Source organism: Sphingobium sp. CFD-2 (assembly GCF_024611135.1).
GTDB lineage: Bacteria > Pseudomonadota > Alphaproteobacteria > Sphingomonadales > Sphingomonadaceae > Sphingobium > Sphingobium fuliginis.
In genome coordinates, this window is record NZ_CP084405.1 from 3,337,943 (window position 1) to 3,351,156 (window position 13,214).

At 67.1% G+C, this 13,214-nt stretch carries 14 protein-coding genes; 6 read left to right on the forward strand and 8 right to left on the reverse strand.

Features of this window, described 5'->3' with window-relative positions; translation table 11 throughout:
- Positions 1 to 2 precede the first annotated feature (2 nt).
- Together LDB29_RS16490 and LDB29_RS16495 are read left to right on the forward strand one after the other, a co-directional pair.
- Complete coding sequence (locus LDB29_RS16490) at positions 3 to 887, forward strand: aldose 1-epimerase family protein (RefSeq protein WP_193666682.1); 885 nt, start codon at positions 3 to 5, stop codon at positions 885 to 887.
- Between the two features lie 66 nt (positions 888 to 953).
- Positions 954 to 2,519, forward strand: coding sequence for a peptide chain release factor 3 (locus LDB29_RS16495; protein ID WP_025548226.1), 1,566 nt, complete (start codon positions 954 to 956; stop codon positions 2,517 to 2,519).
- A 188-nt stretch (positions 2,520 to 2,707) separates the two neighbouring features.
- Here the strand turns inward: LDB29_RS16495 and metW are convergent, their stop codons facing one another.
- Positions 2,708 to 3,295 (reverse strand): methionine biosynthesis protein MetW, encoded by a 588-nt coding sequence (metW, locus tag LDB29_RS16500; RefSeq protein WP_044661176.1) that lies wholly within the window; start codon positions 3,293 to 3,295, stop codon positions 2,708 to 2,710.
- Positions 3,292 to 4,443: a homoserine O-acetyltransferase gene (locus LDB29_RS16505; RefSeq protein WP_044661175.1), complete on the reverse strand. Its 1,152-nt coding sequence runs from the start codon at positions 4,441 to 4,443 to the stop codon at positions 3,292 to 3,294. Before LDB29_RS16505 ends, metW begins: the two co-directional genes overlap by 4 nt.
- Before the next feature lie 57 nt (positions 4,444 to 4,500).
- On the opposite strand from LDB29_RS16505, the gene LDB29_RS16510 reads away from it, so the two are divergent.
- From LDB29_RS16510 to LDB29_RS16520, 3 genes are all read left to right on the forward strand, one after another.
- The gene (locus LDB29_RS16510; protein ID WP_193666683.1) at positions 4,501 to 5,460 is read left to right on the forward strand and encodes a 2-hydroxyacid dehydrogenase; all 960 of its coding nucleotides are present in this window, start codon (positions 4,501 to 4,503) and stop codon (positions 5,458 to 5,460) included.
- Positions 5,461 to 5,521: 61 nt separating this feature from the next.
- Entirely contained in the window at positions 5,522 to 6,619 is a 1,098-nt protein-coding gene (gene hisC, locus LDB29_RS16515) for a histidinol-phosphate transaminase (RefSeq protein ID WP_048577880.1), read from the forward strand.
- A complete protein-coding gene (locus tag LDB29_RS16520) occupies positions 6,619 to 7,524 on the forward strand; it encodes a prephenate/arogenate dehydrogenase family protein (RefSeq protein ID WP_193666684.1) in 906 nt (301 codons plus the stop codon). The genes hisC and LDB29_RS16520 overlap by 1 nt, the downstream gene beginning before the upstream one ends.
- 38 nt (positions 7,525 to 7,562) lie before the next feature.
- Here LDB29_RS16520 and LDB29_RS16525 read toward each other — a convergent pair whose 3' ends face one another.
- The 4 genes from LDB29_RS16525 to ftsE are packed head-to-tail and all read right to left on the reverse strand — an operon-like array spanning position 7,563 to position 10,425.
- Positions 7,563 to 8,258: a 1-acyl-sn-glycerol-3-phosphate acyltransferase gene (locus LDB29_RS16525; protein WP_099186445.1), complete on the reverse strand. Its 696-nt coding sequence runs from the start codon at positions 8,256 to 8,258 to the stop codon at positions 7,563 to 7,565.
- 15 nt (positions 8,259 to 8,273) lie between these two features.
- Positions 8,274 to 8,804, reverse strand: a complete 531-nt coding sequence (locus LDB29_RS16530) for a YdcF family protein (RefSeq protein WP_257554830.1) — start codon at positions 8,802 to 8,804, stop codon at positions 8,274 to 8,276.
- Complete coding sequence (locus LDB29_RS16535) at positions 8,801 to 9,715, reverse strand: ABC transporter permease (RefSeq protein WP_193666685.1); 915 nt, start codon at positions 9,713 to 9,715, stop codon at positions 8,801 to 8,803. Before LDB29_RS16535 ends, LDB29_RS16530 begins: the two co-directional genes overlap by 4 nt.
- Entirely contained in the window at positions 9,715 to 10,425 is a 711-nt protein-coding gene (gene ftsE, locus LDB29_RS16540; RefSeq protein ID WP_044661168.1) for a cell division ATP-binding protein FtsE, read from the reverse strand. Before ftsE ends, LDB29_RS16535 begins: the two co-directional genes overlap by 1 nt.
- Before the next feature lie 169 nt (positions 10,426 to 10,594).
- On the opposite strand from ftsE, the gene LDB29_RS16545 reads away from it, so the two are divergent.
- Positions 10,595 to 11,431 (forward strand): MJ0042-type zinc finger domain-containing protein, encoded by an 837-nt coding sequence (locus LDB29_RS16545; protein ID WP_193666686.1) that lies wholly within the window; start codon positions 10,595 to 10,597, stop codon positions 11,429 to 11,431.
- 108 nt (positions 11,432 to 11,539) lie between these two features.
- Here LDB29_RS16545 and LDB29_RS16550 read toward each other — a convergent pair whose 3' ends face one another.
- A complete protein-coding gene (locus tag LDB29_RS16550) occupies positions 11,540 to 12,463 on the reverse strand; it encodes a pirin family protein (protein WP_193666687.1) in 924 nt (307 codons plus the stop codon).
- Positions 12,460 to 13,167, reverse strand: a complete 708-nt coding sequence (locus tag LDB29_RS16555; RefSeq protein ID WP_044662973.1) for a glutathione S-transferase — start codon at positions 13,165 to 13,167, stop codon at positions 12,460 to 12,462. Before LDB29_RS16555 ends, LDB29_RS16550 begins: the two co-directional genes overlap by 4 nt.
- Positions 13,168 to 13,214 lie beyond the last annotated feature (47 nt).

Sequence of the window (13,214 nt, forward strand, 5' to 3'; positions counted from 1 at the left end):
ATATGGCGCACGCATTCATCACCATCGATTCAGGCGATCTGAGCGCCGTCGTCAACCCGCTGGGGGCGGAGCTCTGGTCGGTGAAGGACCGGCAGGGGCGCGAATTGATGACCGATGCGGACCCGCGCTGGTGGACGGGACACGCGCCGTTGCTCTTCCCCTTTGTCGGGCGATCGCGCGGGGATGCCTATCGCTTCGAGGGGCGGGATTACGCGATGCCGCAGCATGGCTTTGCGCGGCGCAGGGCTTTCGCGCTGGTGGAGCGGAGCGGTGAGGCCGTGACCTTCCGGCTGGAGGCGGATGCGGAGACGCGGGCGGTCTATCCCTTCGACTTCCGGCTGGACATGCGCTTCGCGGTCGAGGGAGCGGCGCTGCGGATGAAGGCGACGGTGGCCAATAGCGGCGAGGGCGACCTGCCCTTCTCCTTCGGCTATCATCCTGCCTTTGCATGGCCGCTGCCCTATGGCGGGGCGGCGGAGGATCACCGGGTGCTGTTCGAGAAGGCGGAACCCGCGCCGATCCGCAAGGTGGGGGACGAGCCGGGCCTGATCGCGCGGGAAAGCATTGCTTCGCCCGTGGATGGCCAGGTGCTGGCGCCCACCCATGCGATGTTTGAGGGCGACGCGCTGGTCTGGGACCGGCTGGAGAGCCGCAGCCTGTTCTGGGGCGTGCCCGGCAGCAAGGGGCTGAGGATCGATTTTCCCGATACGCCTTGGCTGGGACTGTGGCAAAAGCCGGGCGCGCATTATCTTTGCGTGGAACCCTGGGCGGGGATGGCCGATCCGGTGGGTTTTACCGGAGACGTTTGGGAGAAGCAGGGGATCATGCGGCTGGCGCCGGGGAAGGAACGGGCCTTCCGGTTGGACGTGACGGTGGTGGGCGGCTGAATTCGAGTTGCCTTCCAAAAACGGCCTTACTGGCGCGGCGGCAAAGAATCGCTATATGGGCCGCCCATGAGCATTCCTTCCCGCCGTACCTTCGCCATCATCTCGCACCCCGACGCAGGCAAGACCACGCTGACCGAAAAGCTGCTGCTGGAAGGCGGCGCGATCCATCTGGCGGGGGAGGTCAAGGCGCGCGGGGCGAACCGGCGCGCGCGGTCCGACTGGATGAAGATCGAGCAGCAGCGCGGCATTTCCGTGACCAGCTCCGTCATGACCTTCGAACGCGACGGGGTGACGTTCAACCTGCTCGACACGCCGGGGCACGAGGATTTTTCCGAGGACACCTATCGCACGCTGACGGCGGTGGACTCGGCCGTGATGGTGATCGACGCCGCGAAGGGCATCGAGCCGCAGACGCGCAAGCTGTTCGAGGTGTGCCGGCTGCGCAACGTCCCCATCATCACCTTCGTCAACAAGGTGGATCGTGAAGGGCGCGACGCCTTCGCCCTGCTGGATGAAGTGGCGGACGCGCTGGCGCTGGACGTGTGCCCGATGAGCTGGCCGGTCGGCATGGGCGGCGAGTTCGAGGGGATTTACGACTTCGCCCGGAACCGCCTGCGCCAGCCTTCGGGCGCGAGCAAGGAATTTGAAGGGAAGGAAGCCTCCTTCTCCGGCATCGACGATGATGCTCTGGCCGGGCATCTGTCCGGACAGGGGCTGGCGCGGCTGCGGGAGGAGGCGGAACTGGCGGTGGGCGGCTATGCCGATTTCGACCTTGCCGCCTATCGCCATGGCGACCTGACGCCGGTCTATTTCGGGTCGGCGCTCAAGCTGTTCGGCGTGACCGAACTGATCGACGCGCTGGCCGCCCATGCGCCGCCGCCGCGTGCCCAGCCCGCCGAGCCCGCGCCCGTCGAGCCGGAGAATAGCGAAGTCACCGGCTTCATCTTCAAGGTCCAGGCCAATATGGACCCGCAGCATCGCGACCGAATCGCCTTCATGCGGCTCTGTTCGGGCAAGTTCCGGCGGGGCATGAAGCTGACGCCAAGCGGCAGCGGCAAGCCGATCGCCGTGCATTCCCCGATCCTCTTCTTCGCGCAGGACCGCGAGATTGCGGACGAGGCCTTTCCGGGCGACATCATCGGCATTCCCAACCATGGGACGCTGCGCGTCGGCGATACGCTGAGCGAGAAGGCCGGGGTCCGCTTCACCGGCCTGCCGAACTTCGCGCCTGAAATCCTGCGGCGCGTCGTGCTGAAGGACCCGACCAAGACGAAGCAGCTCCGCAAGGCGCTGGATGACCTGTCCGAAGAGGGCGTGATCCAGGTCTTCTATCCGGAAATCGGGTCGAACTGGATCGTCGGCGTGGTCGGGCAGTTGCAGCTCGACGTGCTGATCTCCCGGCTGGAGGCGGAATATAAGGTCGCGGCCGGGCTGGAGGCTTCGCCCTTCGACACGGCGCGATGGATTTCGGGGGACGACGCCGCGATCAGGGACCTGGTGTCGTTCAACGGCGCCAATATGGCCAAGGATCGCGACGGCAACCTCGTCTTCATGGCGAAGAGCGCCTGGGACATCGGCTATCAGCAGGAGCGGCACCCCAAGGTCAAGTTCAGCGCGACCAAGGAGCGTTGAACGGGGTACGGCCGAATTTGGCCAATTCGAGACATTCCCCTCCCGCAGGCGGGAGGGGTTAGGGGTGGGTGCGAGCGCAGCGAGCTTCCAGCTTAGCCGTTGAAAACTCACGCTGATGTCGCGCCAGCCCACCCCCTAGCCCCCTCCCGCCTGCGGGAGGGGGAATGTCCTGATTCCACCCCTCCCGCTCACCGCCGCAGCAGGAACACCGCATGTTCCGCGAACAGATTGGCGTTCGCATGGGTGGTTTCCCGGTCGCCCTTCAGGAACCATTGGCCGTCTATGGTCCAGCCGCGATCCTTCACCAGGGCGCGGAAATCGTCGACCGTGACATGGTGGATGTTGAGCGTATCGTACCATGTGTCGGGCAGCAGGCGCGTCACCGGCATGCGCCCGCCCCAGAACAGCGACAGCCGCCCGCGCCAATGGGCGAAATTGGGGAAGGATACGAAGGCCTGACGGCCAATGCGCAGCAGTTCCTCCACCACGCGGTCCGGGCGTCGGGTGGTCTGGAGCGTCTGGCTCAAGATCGCATAGTCGAAACTGGCTTCGGGATAAGTGACAAGGTCGGTGTCGGCGTCCCCCTGCACCACCGAAAGTCCCCGGCCAACGGCGGCGGCGACATTGTGCGGGTCGATTTCAAGGCCGCGCGCGTCGACCCGTTTGGTGTCGCGCAGCGCCGCCATCAGCGCGCCGTCGCCGCAGCCCACGTCCAGCACCCGCGCGCCGGGGGTCACGGTACGGGCAATCAGGGCGAGGTCGGGACGCAGGCTCATGCGCGGCCGCCCTTCAGGAAGCCGTCCACCACCCGGTTCAGTTCCGGGCATTCCAGCAGGAAGGCGTCATGGCCGAACGGGCTGGAGAGTTCGACGAAGCTCGCCTGCGCGCCGCCGGCATTGAGCGCGTGGACGATCAGGCGGGATTCCGCCGTGGGATAGAGCCAGTCCGTGTCGAAGCTGACGAGGCAGAAACGCGCCCTGGATGCCGTAAAGGCCTTGGCAAGGCTGCCGCCATGATCCTCCGCAATGTCATAATAGTCCATGGCGCGGGTGATGTAGAGATAGCTGTTGGCGTCGAACCGCTCGACGAAGCTCAGCCCCTGGTGGCGCAGATAAGATTCCACCTGGAAATCGGCGTCGAAGCCGAAGGTCTTGGACCCATTCGGGTTTTCCGGGCGCCCCTGAAGACGACGCCCGAATTTCTCCGTGAGGCCCGCTTCGGAAAGATAGGTGATGTGCGCGGCCATGCGCGCCACCGCCAGGCCCGCGCTGGGGATCGCGCCGTCCGCATAATAATCGCCGCCGCGCCAGTTGGGGTCGGCCATGATCGCCTGCCGCCCGACTTCGTGGAAGGCGATGTTCTGGGCGCTGTGTCGCGCCGTGGAGGCGATGACGACGCAGCTTTCGACGCGTTCCGGATAAAGGGTGGGCCAGATCAGCGCCTGCATCCCGCCCATGGAACCGCCGATCACGGCATGAAGCCGGTCCACGCCCAGATGATCGAGCAGCATCGCCTGGGCGCGGACCATGTCGGCGATGGTGATCACCGGAAAGCGCATCGCATGGGGATCGCCGGTCGCGGGGTCCAGGCTGGCAGGCCCGCTGGAGCCCATGCAACTGCCGATGACATTGGCGCAGACGATGAAATGACGGGCGGGGTCGACCGGCTTCCCCTCCCCCACCAGCCGCCACCACCAACCGGGCTTGCCGGTGACGGGATGGTCCGAAGCGACATATTGGTCGCCGGTCAGCGCGTGGCAGATGAGGATGACGTTGGAACGGTCCGCGTTCATCCGCCCGTAGGTTTCATAGGCGATGTCCACCGGCCCCAGCGCGGCTCCGCTGTCCAGCCGCAGCGGGCCGGGCAGCCGCGCCTGCCGGCGCAGGCCGAAACGGGTGTCATCGGGAAAGGACGCGCTGGCCATATCGGTTCGGGCTAGGACCGGGGCCGGGCTCTGTCAATCGGCCCTTCCGTCGCCTAGATGACGGGCATGACCGACCATTCTTCCATCCCTATCCTCACCTATGGCCCGCTCTATCCCTATCTGGACGACGGGCTGGCACGGCGCTTTGCGGTTCACGCCCTTGCGGCGGATGCCGATCCGGATGCGCTGCCGCCCGAAGCGCGGGAGGCGCGAGCGCTGGTATCCTTCGGATCGGTCGGCGCCTCCGCGGCGATCATGGACGCCTTGCCGAAGCTGGAGATGATCGGGCTGTTTTCGGTTGGCTATGACAAGGTCGATGTCGATCATGCACGGGCAAAGGGCATCCGCGTCACCAATACGCCGGACGTGCTGACCGATGACGTGGCCGACCTGGCGGTGGGGCTGCTCTATGCGACGGTGCGCAATATCGCGGCCAATGACCGGATGGTGCGGGCCGGGGATTGGGCGCGGGGCGTGAAGCCGCCGCTGTGCGGGCGCGTGACGGGCAAGCGGATCGGGATTTTGGGACTGGGCCGGATCGGGCGCGCCATCGCCCGGCGGCTGGAGCCGGTGGCGGGGGAGATTATCTACCACAGCCGGCGGGCGGTGGCGGATACGACCTGTCGCTATGTGGCCGATGCGCTGGATTTCGCGCGGCAGAGCGATGTCGTCATTGTCGCGACCTCCGGCGGGCCGGAGGCGCGCGGGCTGGTCGATGCGGCGATGCTGGATGCGCTGGGCCCCGAGGGCGTGATCATCAACATCAGCCGGGGCAGCGTGATCGATGAGGACGCGCTGGTGGCGGCGCTGGGGGAAAGACGGATCGCGGGCGCGGGTCTCGACGTGTTCGCGAACGAGCCGCATGTGCCGGAAGCGCTGTTGGCGATGGATCATGTGGTGCTGCAACCGCATCAGGGCAGCGCGACCGTCGAGACGCGCAAGGCGATGGCCGATCTGGTGCTGGCCAATCTGGATGCCTGGGCGGCGGGCGAGCCCCTGCTGACCCCCGTGGTGTGAGAAGCGGACGCCCGCATCCAAGCGCTTTGCGTTTCGCTTCGATGACGCTAAAGCGCGGCGCATGACAAAGCCTGCCCCCAAAGACTGGATCCTCGGCATTTCGCCCTATGTTCCCGGCAAGTCGGCCGCCGATGACGGGCGACCGCTGGTGAAGCTGTCCGCCAATGAAAATCCGCTGGGCACCGGGGAAGCGGCGCGGGCCGCTCTGGTGGCGGCAACGGCGGATCTGGCGACCTATCCCGATCCCGGCGCAGCCAGGCTGCGCGAGGCGATCGCGGCGGCGCATGGGCTGGACCCGGCGCGGGTGATCTACGGCACCGGGTCGGACGAATTGCTGCACATCGCGGCGAGCGCCTATGCCGGGCCGGGGGACGAGGTGCTCTACGTCCGCTACGGCTTTTCTGTGTACGACATCGCGGCGCGGCGCGTGGGGGCGACGCCGGTCATCGCGCCGGACGCCGATTACGCGACCGATGTGGATGCGCTGCTCGCGGCGGTGACGGAGAAGACCAAGGTCGTCTTCCTCGCCAACCCCAACAACCCGACCGGCACCATGACGTCGCGGGAAGAGATTGCGCGGCTGCATGCCGGTCTGCGGCCCGACATATTGTTCGTGCTGGATCAGGCCTATGCCGAATATCTGGACGCGGACGAGGATGATGGCGGGCTGGAACTGGCGAAGAATGCCGCCAATATGTTCGTGACCCGGACATTTTCGAAGATTTACGGGCTTGCCGCCGAGCGGATCGGCTGGGGCTATGCCAGCGCCGAGGTGATCGACGTGCTGCACCGCATCCGCGCGCCGTTCAACGTGACGACGGCCGGGCAGGCCGCTGCGGTAGCGGCGATCGAGGACGCCGCCTGGGTCGAGGCGAGCCGGACACATAACCGGAAATGGCGCGAATGGCTGGCGGGCGAGATCGCCGCGCTGTCCAACCATGGGCTGCGCGCCGTGCCGAGCAAGGCGAATTTCCTGCTCATCCTGTTCGACGGCCGGCTGACGGCCGAGGCGGCGATGAAGGGCCTGTGGGACGAAGGCTTCGCCACCCGCTGGCTGCCGGGGCAGGGTCTGCCCAACGGACTGCGCATCACCATCGGCACCGAGGATCAGATGCGCAAGGTCGCGGCCAAGCTGCGCGCCATGGCGGAAGCCGCCTGATGCTGCCATTCTCGCGCGTCACGATCATTGGACTGGGCCTGATCGGCTCCTCGCTGGCGCGGGCGATCCGCGAAGCCATGCCGACTGTTCGCGTGACGGGCCATGATGCCGATGCCGGCGTGCGGGAGATCGCGCGGGTCATCGATCTGTGCGACGACGTGACCGATACGGCGGGCGCTTCGGTGACGGATGCCGACCTGGTCGTGCTGTGCGTGCCGGTGCGGGCCATGGGCGCGGCGGCGGCGGAGATTGCCGACGATCTGCCTGCGGAGGCGATCATCAGCGATGTCGGCTCCTGCAAGGCCGATGTGCTGGCGCAGTTGAACATTGCCTTGCCGGGGCGCACGGTCATTCCCGCCCATCCCGTCGCGGGCACGGAGAATAGCGGGCCGGAAGCGGGCTTCGCCTCCCTGTTCCGGGGCCGCTGGTGCATCGTGACGCCGCCCGCCGACGCCGATCCGGCGGCGGTCGAGCGCGTGTCGGAGCTGTGGCGGCGCGTCGGCGCGGATGTCGAGACGATGGACCCGGCGCATCACGATCTGGTGCTGGCGGTGACCAGCCATCTGCCGCACCTTATCGCCTATACCATCGTCGGCACGGCCAGCGATCTGGAGGATGTGACCCAGTCGGAAGTCATCAAATATTCCGCCGGCGGCTTCCGCGACTTCACCCGCATCGCCGCGTCCGATCCGACCATGTGGCGCGACGTGTTCCTGGCGAACAAGGATGCGGTGCTGGAGATGCTCCAGCGCTTTTCGGAGGATCTGTCGGCCTTGCAGCGGGCGATCCGCTGGAATGACGGGGATGCGCTGTTCAACCTGTTCACCCGCACGCGGGCGATCCGGCGGTCGATCATCGAACAGGGGCAGGACGATCCCAAGCCCGACTTCGGGCGTTCACATTGAATAGCGGCGTACGCCTGCCTTCGCAGCAGCATATCGGCTTATAAAGGCTCGTTCAGCGCATTGATGGCCGCATGGACGCGAGCTTCCGCTTCCCGTCGATCCAGGCCGGGCGGAACGATCTCGCCCACCTTGTAAGTGATCGTGCCGCTGCGCTTCATGAACCTGCCGCGGGGCGAGACGCGGCCGCTGTCGACCGCGATGGGCACGACCGGCAGGCCCAGCAGCACGTAGAGCCCGGCGAAACCGGCGCGCAAGGCCGGGCTTTCGCCATGAGGAACGCGGGTGCCTTCGGGGAAGAGGCAGATGGCGCGGCCCTCCGCCGTGGCGGCCTTGGCGGCGGCGCGCAGGGCGCGCAGCGCGCTCGCCCCGGCGCTGCGTTCGATGGGGATCAGGCCATAGCGGCGGGCGATGCCGCCCCAGAGCGGAATGTCGAACAGCTCGCGCTTGGCGGCGATAGCGGGACGATCCAGCAGGCAGAGCAGGTCGATCGTCTCGAACATCGATTCATGCTTGAGGATGTAGAGATAGGGACCGTTCTCCAGCCTTCCCTCGACCCGGACCTTCTGCCCCAGCAGCCAGCGCGCGCAGCCCCGATGGAAGCGGCTCCACGCGGTGGCGACGCGGGGAATGGAGCGGGGCGCGACCAGATTGACCGCCATGGCCGCAAGGACGAACAGCAGCGATCCCGGATAGAAGATCGACATGAAGGCGAGGGATCGCAGCGCGGTCAGCATGTCCGGTTGAACCGTTCAGATACCAATAAGCGCCGCCGCCCGGCGCAGCAGATATTTATTATATTCACGCGCCAGCATGGTGAGGCTGGGGCGGCTGGGCACGGCGTCGTAGACCAGCGTGACCCGTTCGGGCAAGGCCTGCCGCAGTTCGAGCGCGGAACGCCGCATGTGCCAGTCGGTGGTGATGAGGCGCACCATCTTGAAATCCCGCCGTTCCAGCCAGTGCGCTGTCTCTATGGCGTTGGACCGGGTGTCGATGGCTTCGCGGCCAAGCGTGATGCAACAGGAGAAGAGGCGTTCAGGCGCCTTATATTGCGCGGCCAGCTCCGCCGGGCGGACCGAGCGGTCGACGCCTGAGATCAGCATCCGCTTGGCCGCGCCGTCCTGAAGCAGGGAAAGGCCGCGGTCGATACGCCCGGCCCCGCCGGTCAGCACGACGATCGCGTCGGTCTGGCGACCGTCCAGCGGCTGGGGCAGGAAGATCGCGAACCAGGCGAAGCCCAGCATCCATCCCAACAGGGTGACGGCGATGAAGCGGACGATCACAGCAGCCGCCCCAACGACCGCAGCACCGTCCAGCGCGCCGCGATCCGCGCCAGCAGCACGCAACCCATGGGTATCGCGGCCAGCGCGGCCCAGCTTGTCCACGGCAGCTGGACGCCGCTCAGCAGCTCCGATCCCGTCGCCAGCAGCCGCGCGCCCAGCAGCAGGATCACCAGCAATGCGCAGGCAAAGCCGAGCGCGCCCCCGAACAGCGCGTCGAGGCCGATGCGCCGCTGGAACAGCCGGGCGATCTGCACGTCGGTCGCACCCATCAGGTGCAGCACGTCGATGGTGCCGCGATGGCTGTCATGCGCGGCGCGGGCGGCAAGGACGACCACCGCGCCGGTCGCCAGCGTCATCAGCACGATGATGCCCGCGGCCAGCCAGCCAAGCGCGGAAAGCAGATCCGCGAGCGGCGCGAGGAAGGCGGCATGGGGTTCGATGCGGGCCTTTGGCGAGAGGGCATGGAGCTGTCGGCGGAGCCGCTCGACCTTTGCGTCCGTCTGGCCCGGCGTGAGTTCGATGTCGATCAGCGCCGGTATCGGCAGGTCGCCGCTGGCCGCATCCTGCCCAAGCCAGGGACGGATCTGCTCCGCCAGCGCGGCGGACGGGACCGGACGAACGGCGCGGACGGTCGCGTCCTTGCGCAGTGCGGCGGCTATGGCGGCGCTGAGGCGCTCGCGCTGTTCGGCATTGGCTTCCACGATCTGCACCGTCGCGCGCCCGGCAAGGTCGGCGCCCATCGCCTTCACCGCCGCGCCCAGGCCCAGGCCGGCGGCGGCCGACAGGACCGTCAGGAACATAATGATGGCGATGATCCAGGGCATGGGGCCGGCCACCCGCCCCTCCGGCAGCAGCCGGTGGCGCGCGGCGGCGGCGGCGCGGCGATTGCCCATGGTGCCGGGGGACGCCATCAACCGGCCGCCTGGGGTCGGGGCGGGTAGCGCAGCGATCCGGTCGGATCGGACAGACGGCCCTTGTCCAGCTTCATCATCTGCGCGCTGCCCACCTGCGCGATCAGCGGCAGGTCGTGGGTGGCGACGACGATGGTGGTGCCCAGCCGGTTGAGCGCTTCGAACAGGGTCATGAGGCGGCGGGCCATGTCGGCGTCGACATTGCCGGTCGGCTCGTCCGCCACCAGTATTTCCGGGCGGCCGATGACGGCGCGGGCGATGGCGACGCGCTGCTGTTCCCCGCCCGACAGGGTGGCGGGGCGGGCCTGGCCGCGATCGCCCAGCCCCACCCAGTTCAGCATCTCGCTGACGGGCAGGTCGATCTCGCTCTCCTCCATGCCCGCGACCCGCAGCGGCAGGGCGATATTGTCATAGACCGACAGATGCGGGACCAGCCGGAAGTCCTGGAACACCACCCCGATGCGCCGGCGGAACCCCGGCAGGCGCTTGCGGGGCAGTGTCACGACATCCTCCCCGAACAGGCGGATGACGCCGCGGCTGGGCCGCTGGGCGAGGTAGAGGAGCTTCAGCAGCGATGTCTTGCCCGCGCCCGACGCGCCGGTCAGGAAATAGAAGCCGCCGCTCGCCAGGGAGAAGCTGACGTCGGACAGCGTCTCGCTATCCAGACCATAGCGCAGGCCGACATTTTCGAACTGTACGATGGCCGACATGCGTCTATTTCAGCGCCCGCGCGCTCCCTGCTTCCCCGATGGCCTAGCCATGGCACAGCGGACGGGCGGCCGTAAAGCCCATCCGGCCTGAGTCCGCGAGTCGCGCCCGGGTGGACGGGCATGTTTGAAGCCGCTTGCCCTCGAATCCAACTCATGCCTATGAAGCGTCATGATCCTGGTGTGTCCCAATTGCGCCACGCGCTATATCGTGCCGGACAGCGCCGTCGGCCCGAACGGCCGCCAGGTTCGCTGCGCCGCCTGCAAACATAGCTGGTTCCAGGAAGGCGCCGCGCTCGCCCCGCGAGAGGAAGCATTGGCGACGGCAGGCGTGCCCGAAGTCGCGGCGCCATCGCCTCCGCCTCCACCGCCCCCCCCGGCGGCGCCCCCACCGCCGCCTCCGGTTGAGGAGTCCGCCCCGCCAGCGGTGGAGCCCATCGCAGCGCCCGTGGAGCCCGAACCCGTCACACAAGCCGCACCCCCGGAAACGGCAAGGCCGGACTATCGGTTCGACGATATTTACGGGCGCGCCGAAGCGGATGCGCGCGACGATTGGGCCGAACCCGCGCCGGTAGCGGCGAAGCCCCGGCGCAACCGGCTGAAGATATGGACCTATGCGGCGCTCGCCTTTTGCCTGGCGATCGGCGCGGCCGGCGGGGCGCTCTGGTATTTCGGAACGCCTGGCTGGGCGGTCAATCTGGGCCTGGTGCCCGAGGAAGGCGACCCGGACCTGCTCTTCTATCTTTCCAAGCCTGCCGAGCGGCGCAAGCTGCCGACCGGGGAGGAATATTTCGCCTTTGGAGCGCGGATCGTGAACAGCGGCAAGCAGGTGCTGCCGGTGCCCCCCGTGCTGGTGCAACTGCGCGACAGGCAGAACCGGCTGGTGTTCAGCTGGACCACCAAGGCGGACCGGACCAGCCTGAAACCGGGTGAGGAAGCGTCGATCAACGAAAGCCGGATCGACATTCCGAAAAATGCCGAGAATCTGTCGCTGACTTTCGTGCAGTGATCCGTTCGTCGTTCCTGCGCAGGCGGGAACCCATCTCCTGAACGTGCCGCCTGGGACGACTTATGGGAGATGGATCCCCGCCTTCGCGGGGATGACGATCTCAAAAAATCACGGATAGCTCACCGTCTTCGGCCGTCCCTGGGGGATCGGGATGAATTCCCGGTCGTCGCCAGGGATCAGGGGAAAGCGCATGGCTTCCCAATCCTCGCGGGCCTGCATCAGGCGGTCGGTGGAGGATGACACGAAATTCCACCAGACATGGCGAGGCGTCCGGAACGCCTCTCCCCCGCAAAGTATGACGCGGCCGCCGTCCACGCTCATCAACGTCGCCCTGATGCCGGGCCGCAGGACGTAGAGCGTCTGCGGCTGGAGCATCACCCCGTCCAGCGCCGCGTCGCCGCCGGAGACATAGATCGCCCGCTCCTCCGCATCCGCATCGATCGGGACCGAACCGCCGGGCGAGAGCTGGATGTCGGCATAGATGGTGTTCGCATAGGTGGTGACCGGTGAGGTTGCGCCCCACAGGCTGCCCATGATCACGCGCGCCCGCACCCCAGCGCCATCGATGACGGGCAGGCCGCCTTCACCGACATGCTCGAAGGCCGGGTCCATCTCCTCATAACGGTCGGGAAGCGCGAGCCAGGTCTGGATGGCGGACAGTTTCGACAGCTTTGCCCGGTCCTCGTCCGGCGACCGCTCGCTGTGGACGATGCCCTTGCCAGCGGTCATCAGGTTGACCGCGCCCGGCTCGATCAACTGCTCCGTGCCCAGGGAATCGCGGTGGAGGAAGCTGCCTTCATACATATAGGTGACGGTGGCGAGGTTGATGTGCGGGTGGGGGCGCACGTCCACGCCCTGCCCCGGTTCGATCCGGGCGGGACCGGCCTGGTCGAAGAAGATGAAGGGGCCGACCATGGTGCGATCCTTCACCGGCAGGGAACGATGGACGCGGAAATCGCCCAGGTCATGGGTGGTGGGCGTGATCGTCTGGATGATCGGATCGTTCTGGATGATCGGTTCGGGCGGGGTCATGCTGCGTCCAGTTCGGGATAGTGGCGGAAGACATCTTCGTCGGTGAACGGCAGGCGCCGTTCGCTTGCCAGATAGTCCTGCAATTCGGGCAGCGCCGCAACCCGGTCATGCAGATCGGCAAGGCGCGGGAAGGATGGCGTCAGCGTCGCCATGCGCAGCGGAAAGGCGTAGCGCAATCCCGCGATCAGGTGGAAGAGCGAGAGATCGGCATAGCTCCAGCTTCGGCCTGCCAGCCAGTCGCCCGTCTCCGCGCTCAGGGCATGTTCGAAATAGGTCAGGAATTTGGGGATGCGGCCGGCGCGAAACCCTTGGGCGGCGCGCAGGGCCTCCGCCTTCTGATTCTCATAATAGAGATGGGCGCCGACCGGATGGTGGACGTCATGCGCCTCCGCCACCATATCCATGATGGTGAGCTGCACCTGGGCGAGCCAATAGCGCGGCTTGAGGCCGGTGGGGCCGCATTCATGGCGTTCGGCCAGATAGAACAGGATGTTGGCGGTCTGCGCCACGGTGCGGCCGTCCGTCACCAGATAGGGCGGGGCGAAGGCGGGACCGGCGTCGTGACGCTCCATGTCCGCCATCAGCGCTTCGTCGCCGTCGGTGCGGGCGCGGTCGCGATAGGCGATGCCGCACGCCTCCATCGTCAGCCGCACGAACTCGCCGCGCCCGGCTATGGTGGACCAGTACCAGAAATCATAGGCCATGATGCGCGCCTCCTTCGACGGCGGCACAACGTTCGAACAGGCGCTAT

Bases quoted from the DNA above. Each gene is read 5' to 3' on its own strand.
- LDB29_RS16510 (WP_193666683.1), top strand. From the start codon at position 4,501: ATGACGGGCATGACCGACCATTCTTCCATCCCTATCCTCACCTATGGC.
- LDB29_RS16555 (WP_044662973.1), bottom strand. From the start codon at position 13,167: ATGGCCTATGATTTCTGGTACTGGTCCACCATAGCCGGGCGCGGCGAG.
- LDB29_RS16525 (WP_099186445.1), bottom strand. From the start codon at position 8,258: ATGCTGACCGCGCTGCGATCCCTCGCCTTCATGTCGATCTTCTATCCG.
- LDB29_RS16520 (WP_193666684.1), top strand. From the start codon at position 6,619: ATGCTGCCATTCTCGCGCGTCACGATCATTGGACTGGGCCTGATCGGC.
- LDB29_RS16550 (WP_193666687.1), bottom strand. From the start codon at position 12,463: ATGACCCCGCCCGAACCGATCATCCAGAACGATCCGATCATCCAGACG.
- LDB29_RS16495 (WP_025548226.1), top strand. From the start codon at position 954: ATGAGCATTCCTTCCCGCCGTACCTTCGCCATCATCTCGCACCCCGAC.
- LDB29_RS16545 (WP_193666686.1), top strand. From the start codon at position 10,595: ATGATCCTGGTGTGTCCCAATTGCGCCACGCGCTATATCGTGCCGGAC.
- ftsE (WP_044661168.1), bottom strand. From the start codon at position 10,425: ATGTCGGCCATCGTACAGTTCGAAAATGTCGGCCTGCGCTATGGTCTG.
- LDB29_RS16505 (WP_044661175.1), bottom strand. From the start codon at position 4,443: ATGGCCAGCGCGTCCTTTCCCGATGACACCCGTTTCGGCCTGCGCCGG.
- metW (WP_044661176.1), bottom strand. From the start codon at position 3,295: ATGAGCCTGCGTCCCGACCTCGCCCTGATTGCCCGTACCGTGACCCCC.
- LDB29_RS16490 (WP_193666682.1), top strand. From the start codon at position 3: ATGGCGCACGCATTCATCACCATCGATTCAGGCGATCTGAGCGCCGTC.
- hisC (WP_048577880.1), top strand. From the start codon at position 5,522: ATGACAAAGCCTGCCCCCAAAGACTGGATCCTCGGCATTTCGCCCTAT.
- LDB29_RS16535 (WP_193666685.1), bottom strand. From the start codon at position 9,715: ATGGCGTCCCCCGGCACCATGGGCAATCGCCGCGCCGCCGCCGCCGCG.